This is a genomic window from Sphingomonas jinjuensis (genome assembly GCF_014197105.1).
In the GTDB taxonomy this organism is placed as follows: domain Bacteria; phylum Pseudomonadota; class Alphaproteobacteria; order Sphingomonadales; family Sphingomonadaceae; genus Sphingomonas; species Sphingomonas jinjuensis.
On record NZ_JACIEV010000001.1, the window covers coordinates 214,841 to 231,121 of the forward strand.

Consider the following 16,281-nt stretch of genomic DNA (forward strand, 5'->3'; position numbering starts at 1 on the left):
AGGGCGTGTATCGGGTAGGTGCTTCGACAAGCTCAGCACAACGGAGGCGGGTGCGCAGCCCATGGTCAGAACGGGCTCACCACCGAGAAGAACCGGCCGAGCCAGCCCTGGCGGCTGGCGCGGGCGACGTCGCCCTTGCCGGTATAGGCGATCTGCGCATCGGCGACCCGGGTCGAGGCGACGCGATTGTCGCGGTCGACGTCGGCGATGCGGACGATGCCCTTGATGCGGACGAATTCGTCGCCGCGATTGAGCGTCAGCCGCTTCTGCCCCTGCACCAGCATGGTGCCGTTGGGATAGACCTCGGCCACCGTCACCGACACTTCGCCCGACAGCGAGTTGGCCTGGTCGGCCGATCCCTTGCCGCCGAAGTTGCGGTCGCCCGACAGCGTCGCCTCGGGCTTGGTAAACAGCGCTAGCGGGCCGGTGGCGGGCGGGGTGATGCTGGCGCCGCCGCTCGAGTCGAGCTTCGACGAGGCCGACTTGGACGCCGCGGTCCGCTCGACCAGCACGATCGTCAGCGGGTCACCGACGCGCCGCGCGCGCCAGCCCTCGTACAGCGCGCCATAGCCTTCGTTGACCTGGAAGATCGCGCCGTTGGCGGGCGGCGGCGCGCTCGGCGGCAGCGGGCGCGCCGCAGTCCACGTCTCGGTGGGCTGCTTCTTCTTGCCGAACAGCCCGGCGTGCGCCGGGGATGCGAGCAGCGCGCCCGCGCCGAAGAGGAGGATGAACGTGCGCGTCACAGCTGCTGGTTCACGTTCTTCAGCATCTCGTCGGTCGCCGAGATCATCTTCGAATTGACCTCATAGGCGCGCTGGGTCTCGATCATGTCGACCAGCTCCTCGACGACGTTGACGTTCGACGATTCCAGCATGCCCTGGCGGATATTGCCGCGGCCGTCCTGCCCCGGCACGCCGAGGTTCGCCGCGCCGCTCGCCGCGCTTTCCAACAGGTAATTGTCGCCGCCCGCCTGAAGCCCGGCGGCATTGGGAAAGCTCGCGACCTGGATCTGGCCGATCTGCTGCGCGCTGGTCGATCCCGGCACGGTGGCCGAGACGGTACCGTCGGTGCCGATCGTGATGTTGGTCGTCCCCTCCGGCACGGTGATGCCGGGCATCACCTGATAGCCCTCGCTCGTGATCATCAGCCCCTCGGGCGAGCGCGAGAAATTACCGGCGCGGGTATAGCCGAGCTGTCCGCCCGGCATCTGCACCTGGAAATAGCCGTCGCCATCCATCGCAAGGTCGAGGCTGTTGCCCGTGGTCTGCATCGACCCTTGCGTGTCGATCCGCGCGGTGCCCTGGATCTTGACGCCGGTGCCCAGGTTCAGCCCGGTCGCGTATTTGCTTTCCGACGACGAAGCGGCGCCCGGCGCGGTGACGGTCTGATACGCCAGCGTCTCGAACGCGGCGCGGTCGCGCTTGAAGCCGGTCGTGTTGACGTTGGCCAGGTTGTTCGAGATCACCCGCATGCGCATGTCCTGGGCATCGAGCCCGGTGCGCGCGATGTGCATCGCTGCTGTCGGCATGTCCTAGTGTCCTTGGGTGGGGGTGATGGGGGAGGAGGGGAGGGAGACGGCGCGCATCAGCTCGGCATCCGCATCAGCGACGTGCCGCCCTCGTCCATATCCTTGGCCGATTTGAGCAGGTTCGCCTGCACCTCGTAGCTGCGCTGGTTCTCGATCATGTCGACCAGCGTTTCGGTGATGTTGACGTTCGAGCCCTCGACCGCACCCGCGGTGACGCGCGCGTCCATATTGTCGGGCAGCGTGCCGCCGCCGCGCACGCGGAGCAGATTGTCCATGCCCTTCAGCGTGGTGCTGCCCTTGGTCGAGACCAGCTTCATCTTATCGACCTGTTGCGGCGCCTTCGGATCGCCGCCCTTGGGCACGATCGAGATGGTGCCGTCGGCGGCGATCGACAGGCTGTCGTAGGGCGGAATGGTGATCGGCCCCGATCCGCCCTGGACGATGAAGCCGTCGCCGGTCTGGAGCACGCCCGACGGGGCGACCATCAGGTCGCCGCGCCGGGTGTACGCCTCGGCCCCGTCGCCGGCCTGCACCGCGAGCCAGTCGTCGTTGCCGTTGATCGCGATGTCGAGCGGGCGGCCGGTCTGCTGGACCGTGCCGACACGGCGGTCGGCGTCGATCACCTCTTCGCTGGTCGGCCGACGCGTCTCGAACTGGGTGCCGTCGCCCTTCAGGTCGATGCGATCGAACACCGTGCGGTCGGCGCGAAAGCCGATCGTCGAGGCGTTGGCCATGTTGTTGGCGATCGCGGCCTGCGACGCCATGTGCGCCCGCATCCCCGTCGCCGCGGTATAGACCAGCTTGTCCATCTAAAGGCCCTCGCCCGCCGCCTCGATCAGCTGCGGATGTTGAAGATGGTCTGCGAGACCTGGCTGGCGGTATCGAGCGCCTTGGCGTTCGCCTGGAAATTGCGCTGAGCCGCGATCAGGTTGACCAGCTCTTCGGTGATGTCGACATTCGACCCCTCGATCGTACCCGACATCAGGTTGCCGAAACCGTCGGCCGCCGCCGAGCCGAGCGTTGCCGCGCCCGATACGCCGGTCGCCGACCAATAGCTGTTGCCGATCTGCCGAAGTCCGGTCGGGGTCGAGAACTTGGCGAGCGCCACCTTGCCCAACGGCACGATGTCGCCGTTCGAGAAGCTCGCCTGGATCAGCCCCGCGTCGGTCACGGTCACGCCCGACAGCTGGCCGACGGCAACGCCGTCCTGCGTCTTGTTGTTGACGGCGAACGCGCTCGACAGCTGGGTCGAACCGGTCAGATCGAGCTTGATCTGCTGCGCCGCCGCGCCCGAGGTCGGGGTGAAGGCGTCGAAGGTGATCGGCTGCGCCGGCGTCGCGGTCAGCGCGTTGGTCGCGTCGAACGTCAACGTGATCTTGTTGGCGCCGGCGACCTTCATCGGCTGATCGCCGACATAGGTGTAGACGTCCCACTTGCCGTTCGTCACCGGCGTGACACCGGCCGCCGAGGCGCCCTCGGTTCGAACGTAATAATTCGTCATCGTCACCGGGTTGCCGTTGGCGTCGTAGATTCGCGTGGCGACCGAATTGGTGAACGTGGTCGTATCCTCGCGCTTAAAGACGTTGGTCGACGGCTTGACCGTCGCGGTCGACGACATCTGGACCGACGTGGCGACGTTGCCGGTCGCCTTGGGCGTGCCGCTGGTCTGCTGGATCTGCAGGTTCGTCAGGCCGTCGTTACCCGTGGCGGTGACGTTGCCATCGTTGTCGACCGGGTACACCATCAGATAGCTGCCCTGCGCGTCGACGACGTTGCGGTTCGAATCGACCGAAAAGGCGCCGTTGCGGGTGTAGGTGACCGAGTCACTGGTGCCGGTCGACTTCATCACGAAAAAGCCTTCGCCGACCAGCGCCAGGTCGAGCGCGTTCGACGTCGTCTGGAGGTTGCCCTCCTTGAACTGCTGGGTGTTGCCCTTCACGACGACGCCCGAGCCGACCATCTTGCGCGGATCGGTGGCGACGCTCGACGCGATGACGTCGGCGAATTCGGTGCGGCTCTTCTTGAAGCCGGTGGTCGCGACGTTGGCCAGATTGTGGCTGATCGTCGACATGTCGGTCTGCGATGCCTGGAGGCCGGAGAGCGAGGTATAGAAGGACATCGGGGGTACTCCTGAGGAATTTGGGGTTAGGCGGCGACGCCGCGGACGGCGGAGGTCTTGACGGTGCCGACGCCGGTCACCTTCAGCGTGGGTTCGCCGCTTGCGGGCAGCGCGGCGGATTCGACCGGCGCCCAGACGAGGGTGCGCGCGGGAACGACCTTGGACAGGTTGGCCGCGTCCACCGACACCTTGTACGGACCGCCTTCGACCTTGTTGCCGGCATCGTCCTTGCCGTCCCAGTCGAAGGTGGCGCTGCCGGCGGATTGCTTGCCGAGCTGGATGTTCTTGACGACGTTGCCGTTCGCATCCGTGATCGACACGTTGACGTCGGTGGCGTCGGTATCCAGCTCGATCGCGCCGGTGATCCCGCCCGACGTCCGCTCGTAGGCGGTATCGCCCGCGGTCAGCACCGCCTTGCCGACATAGCCCATCGCGTCCGACGCGCTCGCCGCGTTCAGCTTGCTGGCGATGCCGGTCAGCGTCGCGTTCATCTGGCTGATGCCCGCGGTGCTCGAGAATTGCGCCATCTGGGCGACCATCTGGGTGTTGTCGACCGGGTTGAACGGATCCTGGTTCTTCATCTGCGCGGTCATCAGCGCCAGGAAGTCGGACTGGTCGAGCGTCGTCTTAGTGCCACTGGTCGAAACCTTGGGCGTCGTACCCGTGGCGCCGCTGCGCTTGATACCCAGGCTCGATAGGGTCTGATCGAAGGAAGAGGTTGCCATGGCTTACCGTCCCAGCTTGAGGGTATCGACGATGAGCGACTTGGCGGTCTGCATCACCTCGACGTTGTTCTGATAGGTGCGGGCGGTCTCCATCATGTCGACCAGCTCGCGGGTTTCGTCGACCGCGGCCTCGAAGATGTTGCCGTCCTTGTCGGCGAGCGGATTGGACGGATCATAGCGCTTGGTCGGCGCCTCGCCGGTGGTGACGACCTTCTCGACGTCGACCGTCGACATGCCGCTCGCCGCGTCGAAGCTGGTGCGAAACACCGGCTTCAGCGACTTGTACGCGCCCTCGGCGGTGCCGGCGGTGTTGCCGGCGTTCGCCAGGTTCGACGCGGTGGTGTTCATCCGCGTCAGCTGCGCCGACATCGCGCGGCCGGCGACCTGGAAGATGGAAAGCGGATCGGCCATCGTCATTCGCCCTTCAGCGCGCGGGTGATCTGGCCGATGCGACCGTTCAGGAACGACAGCGTCGACTGATACTGGATCGCGTTCTCGGCGAAGGCGGTCTGCTCTTCGGACAGTTCGACGGTGTTGCCGTCCATCGAGGTCTGCACCGGAATGCGGTACTTGGTGGCCGCGGCGATGCCGCCGCCCTGCCCGCCCTCGAGGCTCGCGAGCGCCTGCTTGAAGTCGATGTCGCGCGCCTTGAACCCGGGGGTCGAGGCGTTGGCGATGTTCGATGCAAGCACACCCATCCGCTGCGCGCGTACTTCCAGCGCGGCACCGTGGATCCCGAACAGACTGTCTCCGGCCATTGCCGTCGCTCCTTCGTGGCGCCCGAACTGCGCCTCGCCGGGGTAGAAGCAACTGGCGTGCCAAATGCCCTTTTGTCGGTGATTTGCCGGTCGCGGCAGCGCAGCGGCAAGCGATCCGGCAAACCCTTGCCGCTTTGCCGGGGGTGCGGAGGGCGAACCGGCAAGGGTGATCCGGTGTGATGTTCGAATTCACGCGAGGACGCAAAGAATACAGCACATTTCAAGAGAACCCCTCCCCGGCGGAGGCCGGGGCCCAGCTGCGGCGTCTTCATTGGTCGAGCGACACGCGCGCCACGCTCTACGTGGCAACTGGGCCCCGGCCTTCGCCGGGGAGGAGCAAGTAAGGACGTTGTGTCCCCACACCCAAATCGGCACAGCTTTTGCTTAACCATCCCGCATATGGCCTTCACCCAGTTCCTCGACCCCGTCGCGATCGCCATCGTCGGCGGGGGTACGCTGCTCGCGGTGGCGCTCCGCACGCCCGGTCGCGATCTCGGTCACGCGCTGGCGGCGGTGACGGTGCTCGCGCGCCGCCGCCTCGATGCCGAACCGATGCTTCGCCAACTCGCCGCGCTCAGCCGGATCGCGAGCCGCCACGGCGTCGTCGCGCTCGACCGCAGCGTCCTGACCGATCCCGACATGGCTGCCGCGATCGCCGCGATCGTCGACGGCCGCAGCGCCGATGACGTCGAGACGATGGTCCGCCATGCGCGCCGCGCCCGGATCGAGCGGCACGCCGCCGCCGCCGACGTGTGGGCGGGCGCCGCCGACGTCGCGCCGACGATGGGGATGGTCGGCACGCTCGTCGGCCTGGCACGGATGTTCTCGACGATGAACGACCCGTCCGCGATCGGCGGCGCGATGGCGATCGCGCTGCTCGCGACGCTCTACGGCGCGCTGCTCTCGACGCTGATCTTCATGCCCGTCGCCGCGCGCCTGCGCGTGCTCGGCCGCGCCGAGGCGTTCGAGCGCGCACGGCTGGAGGCGCCGCTGGTCGCCCTCGCCCGCCGCGAGACGCCGCGACACCATCAACTTGGCGGGGCGGCCGCGGCGGCATGAACGCCAGCGACTATCCCGACACGCCCGCCGCCCGGCCGATCTGGCTGGTGACGCTCGCCGACATGGCGTTGTTGTTGCTGGGCTTCTTCGTCCTCGTCCAGGCGACCGGCGACCGCCGCGCGCTGGCGGGCGGGCTGCGCAACAGCTTCGGCGGCAGCAAAGCCGCCGCCACCGCCACGCCGCCGGCCGAGGCACCGATGCCGGTCGCCGCGATGCTCGCCGGTTTCGCCGTCGGCAGCGCCGCGCCGCAGGACGCCGACGCGCTCGTGTCCTGGGCCCGCGATGCGGTGCGCGATCCGCGGATCAGCCTGGCGATCGCGGGCGCCACCGACGGCACCGCCGCCGACGTCGATCCGGCGACCGGCAGCCGGGTCGTCCTGGCCGCCGATCGCGCCCGCGCCGTCGCCGCGCTGCTCGCGCCCGTCACCCAGCGCATCGTCATCACCACCGATCCTGCCGCGCACCGTCGCAGCGCGATCGTCACCCTCGCCTTCACCGGCGACAAACGGAACCAGCCATGATCCTCGCCGCCCTGCTCGCCGCCGCCTCGTTCCAGGATATCGCCGGCCTCGACCGTGCCGTGTCCGCCTTCACCGGCCATGGCATCGGGCAGGAAGGAGGCGCGCGTACCGGCATCGATCCGCGGCTTCGCCTGGCGCCATGCCCTACCGTGTCGATGGCCTGGCGGACCGAGGCGCACGACGCCGTCGTGATTACCTGCACCGGCCCCGACTGGCGTTTGTTCGTACCAGTACGCGCGCCCGTCTCCGCCCCGGTCGCGGTGCCCGTCCGCGCGAGCTACGTCGCCCCGGTCAAGGTGCCGCCGGTGATCCGCCGCGGCGATCCGGTGGTGATCGAGGCGGGCACCGCCGGCTTCTCGATCAGCCGCGAGGGCGTTGCCCTGGCCGATGCGACGCCGGGCGCGCGCTTCCTCGTCCGCGTCGAGGATGCCCGTGCCCCGGTCCAGGCAATCGCGGTCGACAGCGGGCGGGCGCAACTCCCTGGCTGGGGGATGTGATTTTTTTTCTAAAGTCGATCCGGCGCCGGTCGTTTCTGTCGATGTCAGCAGAACCGGAAGGGTTTCCACATGGTGGAGTCGATAGGCATCAGCGGAGTGAAGGGGAGCAGCGCGCCGTCGCGCGTCTCCGCCATCGCGCCGAGCCAACCGATACAGCCGGCCATCGCCGCGACGGAGGCCAACACGCCCCAGTCGAAGCCGGCAGAATCCGCCGCGCAGCTCAGCGGCCTCGCGCGCACGATGTCGATGTCGGCACCGGTCGAGGTGGAGCGGGTCGCCCAGATCAAGGCCGCGATCGCCAACGGCACCTTCCCCATTCTGCCGTCGACCATCGCCGATCGTCTTCTCGCGCTGCGTCAGGGCTGGAATCCGAATGACTAAACGCGATGCCCTCATCCGCGTCATCGATGCCCTGCATGCGGAAATCGCGGCACTGAAGAACAACGACGTTCGCGCGCTGGAGCGTGCCACAGCGGACAAGCTTGCCGGGATCGAACAGATCGCGGCCATCGGCACCGGCCCGGCCGGTCCCGATCTGCGCGAGCTCGCCGACGAGGCGAACCGCCTCAACGAGACGTGCCGCATCTACACCAATCTGATGGCGGCAAATGTTCGCCGCCGCCTGCAACTTCTTTCCGGCGATGCCGGCGGCGGCTACCGCCCGAAGCTGACCGGCGCCTACGCCTGACGTAAAATGCCGTCATCCTGAACGAGTTTCAGGATCTCAACGCCGAATACGACGCCGCAGAGAGATGCCGAAACGAGTTCGGCATGACGAAATAGCGGGCTTGCCGGCCCATTAACCAAAGTCTGGCACGCCTCTTGCTGTGAAGCGCTGCATGACGGTTTCCTCCATCTCCGCCGGACGCGTCCAGCAGGCGATCGCCTTCGCGAGCAGCAAGACCGGCGTCGACTTCGATTACCTCATGGGCCAGGCCAAGCTCGAAAGCGGGCTGAACGCCAACGCGCGTGCCGGCACCTCGTCGGCGCGCGGGCTGTACCAATTCATCGAGTCGAGCTGGCTCTCGGTCGTCAAGAAGCATGGCGCGGAGCATGGCCTGGGCTGGGCCGCCGATGCGATCGGCCCCGGCAATCGCGTCGCCGATGCCGGCACGCGCAAGGCGATCCTGGCGCTGCGCAACGATCCTGCCGCCGCCTCGCTGATGGCGGCCGAGCATGCGTCGGACAACAAGGACGCGCTCGAGGCGAAGCTCGGCCGCTCGGCCAACGGCACCGACCTCTATATGGCGCATTTTCTGGGCCTCGGCGGCGCCAAGAAATTCCTGTCGGCGATGCAGGACAACCCCGACGCCGGTGGCGCGCGCCTCTTCCCTGCCGCCGCCGCCGCCAACCGCAGCATCTTCTACGCCGCCGACGGCAGCCAGCGCAGCCTGTCGGAGATCTACCAGCGCTTCGCCGACAAGCTCGGTAACGCCAGCGGCCAGACCGGCACCGACCAGATGCGCTCGATGGTCGACTTCGCCGCGCAGGCGCTGGAGATGGACGGCTCGACCGTCGTCACCGGCCAGGGCGAAAGCGCCGAGGCCGCATTGAGCTGGGCGACCAGCGCGATCGGCAAGTTCAAGTCGGGGGGCCAGGGGACCGAGGTCGCCAGCGTGCTGCGCCCGACGCCCGATACCGCCCGGCTCGCCTATATGATGCTCGCGCGGATGGGGGGCTGACGTCATGACGCGGCTCTTATCTAACGCCCGCGGCGCCGCGCTGCCGCTCGCGATCTTGCTGCTCGTCGTGGTCATGGTCGTGCCGATCCCGGCGGCGCTGCTCGACGTGTTCTTCGTCGCCAACATCGCGATCAGCCTCGCGGTGCTGATGGTGGCGCTGAATGCGGAAAAGCCGCTCGACTTCTCCGCCTTCCCCACGGTGCTGCTGTTCGCGACGCTGTTCCGCCTCGGTCTCAACGTCGCCTCGACCCGCATCGTGCTGGTCCACGGGCATGAGGGCGAGAGCGCGGCGGGCCATGTCATCGAGGCGTTCGGGACGTTCCTGATCGGCGGCGACTATGTCGTCGGCATCTTCGTCTTCGCGATCCTGATGATCATCAACCTGATCGTCGTCACCAAGGGCGCGGGCCGCGTTTCCGAAGTCTCCGCGCGCTTCACTCTCGACGCGCTGCCCGGCAAGCAGATGGCGATCGACGCCGATCTCAACGCCGGCCTCATCACCCCCGACGAGGCCAAGAAGAAGCGCGTCGAGGTGTCGACCGAAGCCGACTTCTACGGCTCGATGGACGGTTCGTCGAAGTTCGTGAAGGGCGATGCGGTCGCCGCGATCCTGATCCTCGCCGCCAACATCGTCGGTGGCCTGATCCTGGGGCCGGTCAGCCACGGCCTGTCGCTTCAGGTGGCGGCAAAGAACTACATCCTGCTCGCGATCGGCGACGCGCTGGTCGCCCAGCTGCCCTCGCTGATGCTGTCGATCGCCGCCGCCTCGATCGTCACCCGCGTGTCGTCGGACAAGGATCTCGCCGGCCAGATCGGCTCGCAGTTCGGCTCGTCGCGCACCTGGCTGCCGGTCGCGGCGATCCTGACGCTACTGGGCGTGTTCCCGGGGATGCCGCATCTCGTCATCCTGTCCGCCGCCGCCATCGCCGGCTTCGCCGCCTGGAAGCTGCGCCAGATCGAGCAGCGCCCCGCCCCCGCGCCGGTCGAGGCCGCACCGGAACCGGTCGACCAGTCCAAGATCAACTGGGACGAGGTGACCGATTTGATGCAGGTCAACCTCGACATCGGCTACGGCCTCGTGCCCCTCGTCGACGAGCGCAAGGGCGCACCGCTGATGGCGCGGATCACCGGCGTGCGTCGCCAGCTGTCGAAGGAACTGGGCTTCGTCGTGCCGCAATGCCGCGTGCGCGACGACATCAACGTCGCCCCCTACACCTATCGCATCATGGTCGGCGGCGTCTGCGTCGGCGAGGACCAGGTATCGCCCGACGAGATGCTGGCGCTCGACACCGGCCAGGCGTTCGGCGCGCTGCAGGGTAAGCTGGTCAAGGATCCGACCTTCGGCCTCGACGCGACCTGGATCGCCTCGGGCGATGCCGATGCCGCGACCGGCGCGGGCTATCTGGTCGTCGATGCCGGCACCGTCGTCGCGACGCACCTCAACCACGTGCTCGGCGCCGGTGCGGCCGAGCTGCTCGGCCCCGACGAGGTGCAGTCGCTGCTCGACGGTCTGAAGGAGCGCGCCCCCGGCCTCGTCGCGGCGCTCGCTGCGCTGCCGCTGACGACGCTGACCCAGGTGCTGAAGGGTCTGCTTGCGGAGAACATCCCCTTGAAGGAATTCCGTCGTATCGCCGGCGCCATCGCGGTCGCGATGCAGCGCGTGCAGGATCCCGAGGACATCATTGAGGCGATCCGCCCCGACCTCGGCCCGCTCATCATCGGCAAGCTGTGCGGCCATCGCGATGCGCTGCGCGTGATGACGCTGGATGGTCAGCTCGAAGGTCTCCTCGGCCAGGCCGCGCGCGCCGACACGATGCGCCGCCATGTGATCGAGCCCGATCTCGGCCGCCGCATCGTCGACGCGCTGCAACAGGCCGCGCAGCCGCTGATCGCCGAGGCGAAGCCGTTCGCGCTCGTCGTCCAGCCGTCGATCCGCATCGCGATGCGCAAGCTTGTCCGTACCTGCCTGCCTGACACCCCCGTGCTGTCGTTCTTCGAGGTGCCCGAGGAGAAGGCGGTCGAGGTCGTCGCCGTGATCGGCGCGCCGCAACACCACCAGGCGCTGGCGGCATGAGCGCGCCCTTCACCCCGCCGCTGACCTATCGCCCCGCCCGGGCGGGATCCCGCGATGCCGAGGCGCTGGTGCGCGACCACCTGCCGATGGTCCGCCGGCTCGCGTGGCACGTCCACGGCTCGATGTCGTCGATCGTCGACGTCGAGGACCTGGTGCAGGTCGGCCTGGTCGCGCTGGTCGAGGCCGCGCGCACCTTCGAGGAACAGGGCGCCGACATCCGCGCCTATCTGAAGACCCGCGTCCGCGGCGCGATGATCGACGAGCTGCGCCGCCAGGCGACCAGCACCCGCGGCGCGATGCGCCGGCGGCGCCAGTATCACGACGCCGTCGCCACCCTCACCCAAACGACGGGCACCGCCCCGGGAGAAGCCATGATCGCCCAGCATCTCGGCGTATCGATCGACAAGCTGCGCACCGAGTACGTCACCGCCGAGGCGCTCCGCTTCGAATCGATCGACGAGGTGTACCAGGACGACCTGCCCTGGTTCGCCGACGACACCCCCGACGCCTTCGACCAGCTCGCGACCAGCGACCTGCGCGAACGACTGATCGAGGCGATCACCGCGCTGCCCGAGCGCGAGGCGCAGGTGATCCAGCTCTATTACGTCGACGAGATGAACCTCGAGGAGATCGGCCAGGTCTTCGGCATCGGCGCCGCCCGCGTCTGCCAGATCAAGGCCGCGGCACACGCCAAGCTGAAGAAGGCGATGCTGCGCACGCGCTGATCGGAGCCGCGCGATAGCGCCGAAACGGCGCAGTCTCGCCTTGCCGGCGGTAACCGGCGCGCCGAGCCTCCCTCGATCGACGAGGGGGAACTCACGATGCACCAACGACATATCTGGCGCGGGCTCGCGGCGGCTGGTCTGCTGACGAGCACGGCGATGGCCGCGGCTCAGACATCCGATCAGCTCGCCGCGCAATGGCGTGCCGCCAAACGCGCCGAGATCCAGGCGCAGATCGCCGCGCTGACGAAGACTCTCGTCGAGATCGGCGACAGGTCAACGCCCCCTATGGCAGCCGAGACGGCGGCAGTCGCATCGTTAAACACGCCGGCTGCTGCGCCCGCGCCAGCGGCCGCGCCCGCACCGACACCGACACCGACACCGTCGCCGACACCGTCGCCCGCTGCGACAGGAACGAAGCCGTTCGGCGGCCTGGCATTTGGCGTGGGCATTTCGCTTACGTTGGACATCGGCAAGAAGGATCGGATCGGATCGGCGTCGCTCGATGCCAACAAGATCGTCCGCGTCGACGACAAGAATAATTCGAACGCGCGGGTCATGCTGGAGTCGCATTACTTCTTCACGCCCAACGGCCCCGGACCGTTCACGCTATACAATGAGTCCGACACCTTCCTGAAAGGGGTGCGGCAGCGCTACGGCAAAAAGGAATGGGGCTTCGGCCCGTTCATCGCGCTGCAGCCTGGCAGTGGCGAGATCATCGACGCGGTCGGCCTCGGCATCATGGCGGGCTTCCGCCGGCCCGGCGCCGACAGCGGCAGCTTCAACCTCGGCATCGGGGCGGTGATCGATCCCAACGTACGCATCCTCGGTGACGGGATCGAGGCGAACCGGCCGCTGCCTGCCGGGGAAACCGAGGTCCGATATCGCGAGACCAGCCAGCTCGGCGTGCTCCTGCTGTCATCCTTCACCTTCTGACGCGGAAAACCCCGGCGGCACGAGCCACCGGGGTTCCCCACCTCCCGAAGGAGAGATCCAGGCGCCGACACCCTGATGGGTGGGGGCGGTGCCAGCGCCGGAGCGCCGTTACTTCAGCAGCTGCAGGACGCTCTGCTGGCTCTGGTTCGCCTGCGCCAGCATCGCGGTCGATGCCTGGCTCAGGATGTTCGCCTTGGCGAGGGCGGTCGATTCAGCCGAGAAGTCGGTGTCCTCGATGCGGCTCTTGGCGTCCGACAGGTTGGTCGTCGTCGTAGTCAGGTTGTTGACGGTCGTCTGCAGACGGCTCTGAACCGCACCCAGGTTACCGCGCACCGATGAGACCTTGTCCAGCGCGGCGTCGATCTGCGACATGGCGTTGCTCGCGCCGGCCTGGCTCGAGATGTCGACCGGCATCGACTCGTTGCCCGAACCGCCCGAGGCGTTGAGACCGGCGGTACCGGGCGACGAGCCCTCGATGCGGATCGGACCGCCGTTTTGTGACGACAGCACGATCGAGCCGGCTGTGGTACCCGCCGAAGCGACAACGCCCGAGGTCGAGGTCACGGCGTTGATCGCGGTGATGTAGAGCGCCGCCTGCGCGGTCGGCGTCCCCGAGCTGGTCGCGGCAGCCGCGCCGACCGCGACACCGTTGATCTTCAGCGCGCCAGCGGCCAGAGCGACGTCCTGCGTCACCGCAGCACCCGTGATCGACTGACCGTCGGATGCATTGAGGCCGGTACGGCTGAGGTCGGTCGCAACGGTGCTCGAGATCGTCAGCGCCGAGCCATCCTTATTGGTCATCGACACGAAGCCCTGCTGCGCGCTGACGGTGCCGAAGGCACTGCCCGAGGCCGAGATTTCCGAACCATCCGTGTTCGACAGAGTGATACGGCCGTCGGTCTCGATCTCGGCCGTGACGCCGTAGGTGGCGGCGTTGGAGTTGATCGTCTTTACCAGCGACGCGGCGTCCGTCTGCGCGCCAATCGCCTTGCCGTTGATCGTGCCGGCTGCAATCGCGCCGGAAACGGCACCCGTCGTCGAGTAGCTGTTCGATGCGGTTGCGGTGACACCCAGCGCCGAATTGGCGTTGATCTTCGACGCGAGGTCCTTCGCCGCGTTCGAGGTGGCGACCGTGGTGCCGCCGGTGAAGGCGACTTGGCCGTTGATGAGCAGCGTCGCGCCCACCGCACCGCCGGTCACGCGGCCGGTGATCGACTGACCCTTGTTCGCGAGGCCGAGATCGTCCGTCGAGGCGCCGGCCAGCGACACCGAGACGGTGTTCGTGGCGTTGGTACCGACCTGAAGCTTCAGGTTCTTCACCGAGCCGTCGAGTAGGTTTAGGCCATTGAAGTTCGTCGACTTCGAGATATCGTTGATCTGGCTGGTCAGCTGCGTAACTTCCGACTGGAGCGCGGCCCGCTCCGACGTGCCGAGCGTACCGTTGGCCGACTGGGTCGCCAGCTCCTTCATACGCTGCAGCATCGAGGTGACCTCGCCGAGCGCGCCTTCCGCGGTCTGCGCCATCGAGATACCGTCGTTGGCGTTGCGGACCGCGACGGCCATCGACTTGATCTGGCTGTTCATGCGGCTCGCGATCGCGAGGCCGGCAGCGTCGTCCTTGGCCGAATTGATGCGCTTGCCGGTCGACAGGCGCTCCATAGCGGTCGACAGTGCCTGATTGGCGCCCATCGAAGCGTTGGCGGCGCGCAGCGCCGAAGAATTGGTTCCGATAACAGTCATAACTGGTCTCCGTCTGCACGGCTTCACCGCCGCCCCCAGAGCGGAGGGCCGAGCCGTCACAGCATGGAACGACCGGGCCGCGGCGGCCTTAAGTAAAAAAAGCGCCCCTCGTGCGGGGGCTCGCGCGCGCGCGAGCGTCGCGCCCGGAAAATATTTGCCGGGGCGGCTGCCGGTTTAACGGCCCATTTACCACCATTGCCGCATTCCCATCGTGTTCATGGGGAATCTGCGAATGCGCTCGATCTATCCATCCGCCGCCGTCATCGCCCGCAAGTATGCGCTGGTCTCCAGCCTGCGTGCCCAGGGCTTCGGCGTCGGCGCCGCCGATACCGGCGCGAAGCCTGGCCCGGGCGACCTGTTCATGGTCGCCGAGGGCGAGGTGCCGCCGGCCGCGGCGCGGACCGTGGTGATCGGCGAGGAGGGTCGCTTCGTCGTCCCCTCGCGCAACGGCAACCCGGCGCGAATCGCCTTCGGGCCGGAGGACGCGGCGATCGGCAACGGCTTCGCCCGCGCGCTGATCGCCGGTCCCGACACCCCCACCGCCGCCGATCCCGAAAGCCTGGCGCTGATGGCGCTGGCCGAGCGGGTCGCGCAGGCCGACATCACCGTGCTCATCAACGGCCCGACCGGCACCGGCAAAGAAGTGCTGGCCCGCGCGATCCACATGGGCTCGACGCGCCGCGACGGCCCGTTCATCGCGATCAACTGCGCCGCGCTGCCCGAATCGATGCTGGAGGCGATGCTGTTCGGCCACCAGAAGGGCAGCTTCACGGGTGCCTCGTCGGGTGGCGAGGGCTTCTTCCGCGCCGCCGACGGCGGCACCATCCTGCTCGACGAGATCGCCGAGATGCCGCTGTCGCTGCAGGCGAAACTGCTCCGCGTCCTTCAGGAACGCGAGGTCGTGCCGATCGGCGCCACCCAGCCGCAGCCGGTCGACGTCCGCGTCGTCGCCTGCGCCAACCGCGACCTTCAGGCCGAGGTGGCCGCCGGCCGGTTCCGCGCCGATCTCTACTACCGCCTCGCGGTATTCCCGCTCACCACCAAGCCGCTCGCCGACCGGCTTCAGGACATTCCCGCGCTCGTCGCGACGCTGGTCCTGCGCCATGCCGGCACCCGCGCCGTGGTACCGTGGCCGACCAACGCCGCGCTCGAGCGGCTTGTCCACCACGACTGGCCGGGCAATGTGCGCGAGCTCGACAACGTCATCCAGCGCGCGCTGCTGTTCGCCGGCGGCGACACGATCGAGGCCGACCACATCGTGTTCGACCGCCCGATCACCTTCTCGTTCCAGCAGACGCGCACCGTCGTGCCGATCATGCCCGCCGCCCCCGCGGTGGTCGACGAAGAGCCGGCGACGCTCGGCAATGTCGTCCAGATGAGCGAATTCCAGGCGATCCGCGAAACGCTGCGCGCGTGCAACGGCAGCCGGATCGAGACCGCCAAGCGGCTCGGCATTTCCGAGCGCACGCTTCGCTACCGCCTCGCCAAGGCGCGCGAGCAGGGTGAGGATCTCGATCGCGGCGCCGCTGGCCGGGCGGTGTCGGCATGAGCGTCGGGGGCATCGGCGGCGGCGGCATGTCCGTCGACCGCGTCATGGCGCTGCGCGCGCAGATCCTGGAGAAGAACCAGGCGCTCGCCCGCGCCGGCGCCGGCAATACCGCCGCCACCGGCAGTGCGACCGCGCCCGCCGAAACGAAGCCCGCCAGCTTCGCCGACACGATGGAGACCGCGCTCAAGCAGGTCAACGACGGGCAGAACCAGGCGGCGAAGCTGTCCGACGCGTACGAGCGCGGCGAGACGATCGACATCGCCAAGGTGATGCTCGCCCGCCAGCAGGCCTCGGTCGGGTTCGAAGCGACGCTTCAGGTCCGCAACAAGCTCCTTGCCGCGTACAAGGACATCATGAGCATGCCGGTGTAA

Annotated in this window: 18 protein-coding genes and 2 pseudogenes; 11 read left to right on the forward strand and 9 right to left on the reverse strand. The window is 68.0% G+C overall.

Translation table 11 applies throughout. The features are described 5' to 3' along the window. Positions 1-65: 65 nt before the first annotated feature. The 7 genes from GGQ80_RS00950 to GGQ80_RS00980 are packed head-to-tail and all read right to left on the reverse strand — an operon-like array spanning position 66 to position 5,130. Positions 66-743 (reverse strand): flagellar basal body L-ring protein FlgH, encoded by a 678-nt coding sequence (locus tag GGQ80_RS00950; RefSeq protein ID WP_183981849.1) that lies wholly within the window; start codon positions 741-743, stop codon positions 66-68. Next, complete coding sequence (flgG, locus tag GGQ80_RS00955) at positions 740-1,528, reverse strand: flagellar basal-body rod protein FlgG (RefSeq protein WP_183981851.1); 789 nt, start codon at positions 1,526-1,528, stop codon at positions 740-742. The genes GGQ80_RS00950 and flgG overlap by 4 nt, the downstream gene beginning before the upstream one ends. Before the next feature lie 56 nt (positions 1,529-1,584). Beyond that, complete coding sequence (locus GGQ80_RS00960) at positions 1,585-2,337, reverse strand: flagellar basal body rod protein FlgF (protein ID WP_183981852.1); 753 nt, start codon at positions 2,335-2,337, stop codon at positions 1,585-1,587. Between the two features lie 26 nt (positions 2,338-2,363). Continuing rightward, positions 2,364-3,647 carry a flagellar hook protein FlgE gene (locus tag GGQ80_RS00965; RefSeq protein ID WP_183981854.1) on the reverse strand — a complete coding sequence of 428 codons (1,284 nt, stop codon included), beginning with the start codon at positions 3,645-3,647 and terminating at the stop codon, positions 2,364-2,366. Between the two features lie 26 nt (positions 3,648-3,673). Then, positions 3,674-4,372: a flagellar hook assembly protein FlgD gene (locus tag GGQ80_RS00970; protein ID WP_183981855.1), complete on the reverse strand. Its 699-nt coding sequence runs from the start codon at positions 4,370-4,372 to the stop codon at positions 3,674-3,676. A gap of 3 nt (positions 4,373-4,375) precedes the next feature. After that, the gene (gene flgC, locus GGQ80_RS00975; RefSeq protein ID WP_183981856.1) at positions 4,376-4,783 is read right to left on the reverse strand and encodes a flagellar basal body rod protein FlgC; all 408 of its coding nucleotides are present in this window, start codon (positions 4,781-4,783) and stop codon (positions 4,376-4,378) included. Positions 4,784-4,785: 2 nt separating this feature from the next. Further along, positions 4,786-5,130 (reverse strand): flagellar basal body rod protein FlgB, encoded by a 345-nt coding sequence (locus tag GGQ80_RS00980; RefSeq protein ID WP_183981858.1) that lies wholly within the window; start codon positions 5,128-5,130, stop codon positions 4,786-4,788. Positions 5,131-5,529: 399 nt separating this feature from the next. On the opposite strand from GGQ80_RS00980, the gene GGQ80_RS00985 reads away from it, so the two are divergent. From GGQ80_RS00985 to GGQ80_RS01025, 9 genes are all read left to right on the forward strand, one after another. Next, a complete protein-coding gene (locus tag GGQ80_RS00985; RefSeq protein ID WP_183981860.1) occupies positions 5,530-6,189 on the forward strand; it encodes a motility protein A in 660 nt (219 codons plus the stop codon). After that, a complete protein-coding gene (locus GGQ80_RS00990) occupies positions 6,186-6,710 on the forward strand; it encodes a flagellar motor protein MotB (protein WP_221364118.1) in 525 nt (174 codons plus the stop codon). The genes GGQ80_RS00985 and GGQ80_RS00990 overlap by 4 nt, the downstream gene beginning before the upstream one ends. After that, on the forward strand, positions 6,707-7,207 hold the full coding sequence (locus GGQ80_RS00995) for a flagella basal body P-ring formation protein FlgA (RefSeq protein ID WP_183981862.1): 501 nt from the start codon (positions 6,707-6,709) through the stop codon (positions 7,205-7,207). Before GGQ80_RS00990 ends, GGQ80_RS00995 begins: the two co-directional genes overlap by 4 nt. Before the next feature lie 69 nt (positions 7,208-7,276). Beyond that, positions 7,277-7,588: a flagellar biosynthesis anti-sigma factor FlgM gene (flgM, locus tag GGQ80_RS01000; protein ID WP_183981864.1), complete on the forward strand. Its 312-nt coding sequence runs from the start codon at positions 7,277-7,279 to the stop codon at positions 7,586-7,588. Beyond that, positions 7,581-7,895: a flagellar protein FlgN gene (locus GGQ80_RS01005; RefSeq protein ID WP_183981866.1), complete on the forward strand. Its 315-nt coding sequence runs from the start codon at positions 7,581-7,583 to the stop codon at positions 7,893-7,895. Before flgM ends, GGQ80_RS01005 begins: the two co-directional genes overlap by 8 nt. A 151-nt stretch (positions 7,896-8,046) precedes the next feature. Then, positions 8,047-8,889 carry a lysozyme family protein gene (locus tag GGQ80_RS01010; protein ID WP_183981867.1) on the forward strand — a complete coding sequence of 281 codons (843 nt, stop codon included), beginning with the start codon at positions 8,047-8,049 and terminating at the stop codon, positions 8,887-8,889. 4 nt (positions 8,890-8,893) lie between these two features. Continuing rightward, complete coding sequence (gene flhA, locus GGQ80_RS01015) at positions 8,894-10,963, forward strand: flagellar biosynthesis protein FlhA (RefSeq protein WP_183981868.1); 2,070 nt, start codon at positions 8,894-8,896, stop codon at positions 10,961-10,963. After that, positions 10,960-11,688: a FliA/WhiG family RNA polymerase sigma factor gene (locus tag GGQ80_RS01020; protein WP_183981869.1), complete on the forward strand. Its 729-nt coding sequence runs from the start codon at positions 10,960-10,962 to the stop codon at positions 11,686-11,688. The genes flhA and GGQ80_RS01020 overlap by 4 nt, the downstream gene beginning before the upstream one ends. A 96-nt stretch (positions 11,689-11,784) precedes the next feature. Next, complete coding sequence (locus GGQ80_RS01025; protein ID WP_183981870.1) at positions 11,785-12,621, forward strand: hypothetical protein; 837 nt, start codon at positions 11,785-11,787, stop codon at positions 12,619-12,621. Between the two features lie 108 nt (positions 12,622-12,729). Here the strand turns inward: GGQ80_RS01025 and GGQ80_RS18790 are convergent. Together GGQ80_RS18790 and GGQ80_RS18380 are read right to left on the reverse strand one after the other, a co-directional pair. Beyond that, a pseudogene (locus GGQ80_RS18790) lies at positions 12,730-12,981 on the reverse strand (flagellin); the annotation flags it as partial. Positions 12,982-13,953: 972 nt separating this feature from the next. Next, positions 13,954-14,361 (reverse strand): annotated as a pseudogene (locus tag GGQ80_RS18380) (flagellin N-terminal helical domain-containing protein); the annotation flags it as partial. A gap of 232 nt (positions 14,362-14,593) precedes the next feature. Between GGQ80_RS18380 and GGQ80_RS01035 the strand changes: the two are divergent. Further along, a complete protein-coding gene (locus GGQ80_RS01035) occupies positions 14,594-15,910 on the forward strand; it encodes a sigma-54 interaction domain-containing protein (protein ID WP_183981872.1) in 1,317 nt (438 codons plus the stop codon). Then, positions 15,907-16,281, forward strand: a complete 375-nt coding sequence (fliE, locus tag GGQ80_RS01040) for a flagellar hook-basal body complex protein FliE (RefSeq protein ID WP_183981873.1) — start codon at positions 15,907-15,909, stop codon at positions 16,279-16,281. Before GGQ80_RS01035 ends, fliE begins: the two co-directional genes overlap by 4 nt.

Bases quoted from the DNA above. Each gene is read 5' to 3' on its own strand.
- GGQ80_RS00995 (WP_183981862.1), top strand. From the start codon at position 6,707: ATGATCCTCGCCGCCCTGCTCGCCGCCGCCTCGTTCCAGGATATCGCC.
- GGQ80_RS00985 (WP_183981860.1), top strand. From the start codon at position 5,530: ATGGCCTTCACCCAGTTCCTCGACCCCGTCGCGATCGCCATCGTCGGC.
- GGQ80_RS00990 (WP_221364118.1), top strand. From the start codon at position 6,186: ATGAACGCCAGCGACTATCCCGACACGCCCGCCGCCCGGCCGATCTGG.
- flgG (WP_183981851.1), bottom strand. From the start codon at position 1,528: ATGCCGACAGCAGCGATGCACATCGCGCGCACCGGGCTCGATGCCCAG.
- GGQ80_RS00965 (WP_183981854.1), bottom strand. From the start codon at position 3,647: ATGTCCTTCTATACCTCGCTCTCCGGCCTCCAGGCATCGCAGACCGAC.
- flgC (WP_183981856.1), bottom strand. From the start codon at position 4,783: ATGGCCGATCCGCTTTCCATCTTCCAGGTCGCCGGCCGCGCGATGTCG.
- GGQ80_RS01035 (WP_183981872.1), top strand. From the start codon at position 14,594: ATGCGCTCGATCTATCCATCCGCCGCCGTCATCGCCCGCAAGTATGCG.
- GGQ80_RS01010 (WP_183981867.1), top strand. From the start codon at position 8,047: ATGACGGTTTCCTCCATCTCCGCCGGACGCGTCCAGCAGGCGATCGCC.
- flhA (WP_183981868.1), top strand. From the start codon at position 8,894: ATGACGCGGCTCTTATCTAACGCCCGCGGCGCCGCGCTGCCGCTCGCG.
- GGQ80_RS01005 (WP_183981866.1), top strand. From the start codon at position 7,581: ATGACTAAACGCGATGCCCTCATCCGCGTCATCGATGCCCTGCATGCG.
- flgM (WP_183981864.1), top strand. From the start codon at position 7,277: ATGGTGGAGTCGATAGGCATCAGCGGAGTGAAGGGGAGCAGCGCGCCG.
- GGQ80_RS00970 (WP_183981855.1), bottom strand. From the start codon at position 4,372: ATGGCAACCTCTTCCTTCGATCAGACCCTATCGAGCCTGGGTATCAAG.
- fliE (WP_183981873.1), top strand. From the start codon at position 15,907: ATGAGCGTCGGGGGCATCGGCGGCGGCGGCATGTCCGTCGACCGCGTC.
- GGQ80_RS01020 (WP_183981869.1), top strand. From the start codon at position 10,960: ATGAGCGCGCCCTTCACCCCGCCGCTGACCTATCGCCCCGCCCGGGCG.
- GGQ80_RS00980 (WP_183981858.1), bottom strand. From the start codon at position 5,130: ATGGCCGGAGACAGTCTGTTCGGGATCCACGGTGCCGCGCTGGAAGTA.
- GGQ80_RS01025 (WP_183981870.1), top strand. From the start codon at position 11,785: ATGCACCAACGACATATCTGGCGCGGGCTCGCGGCGGCTGGTCTGCTG.
- GGQ80_RS00960 (WP_183981852.1), bottom strand. From the start codon at position 2,337: ATGGACAAGCTGGTCTATACCGCGGCGACGGGGATGCGGGCGCACATG.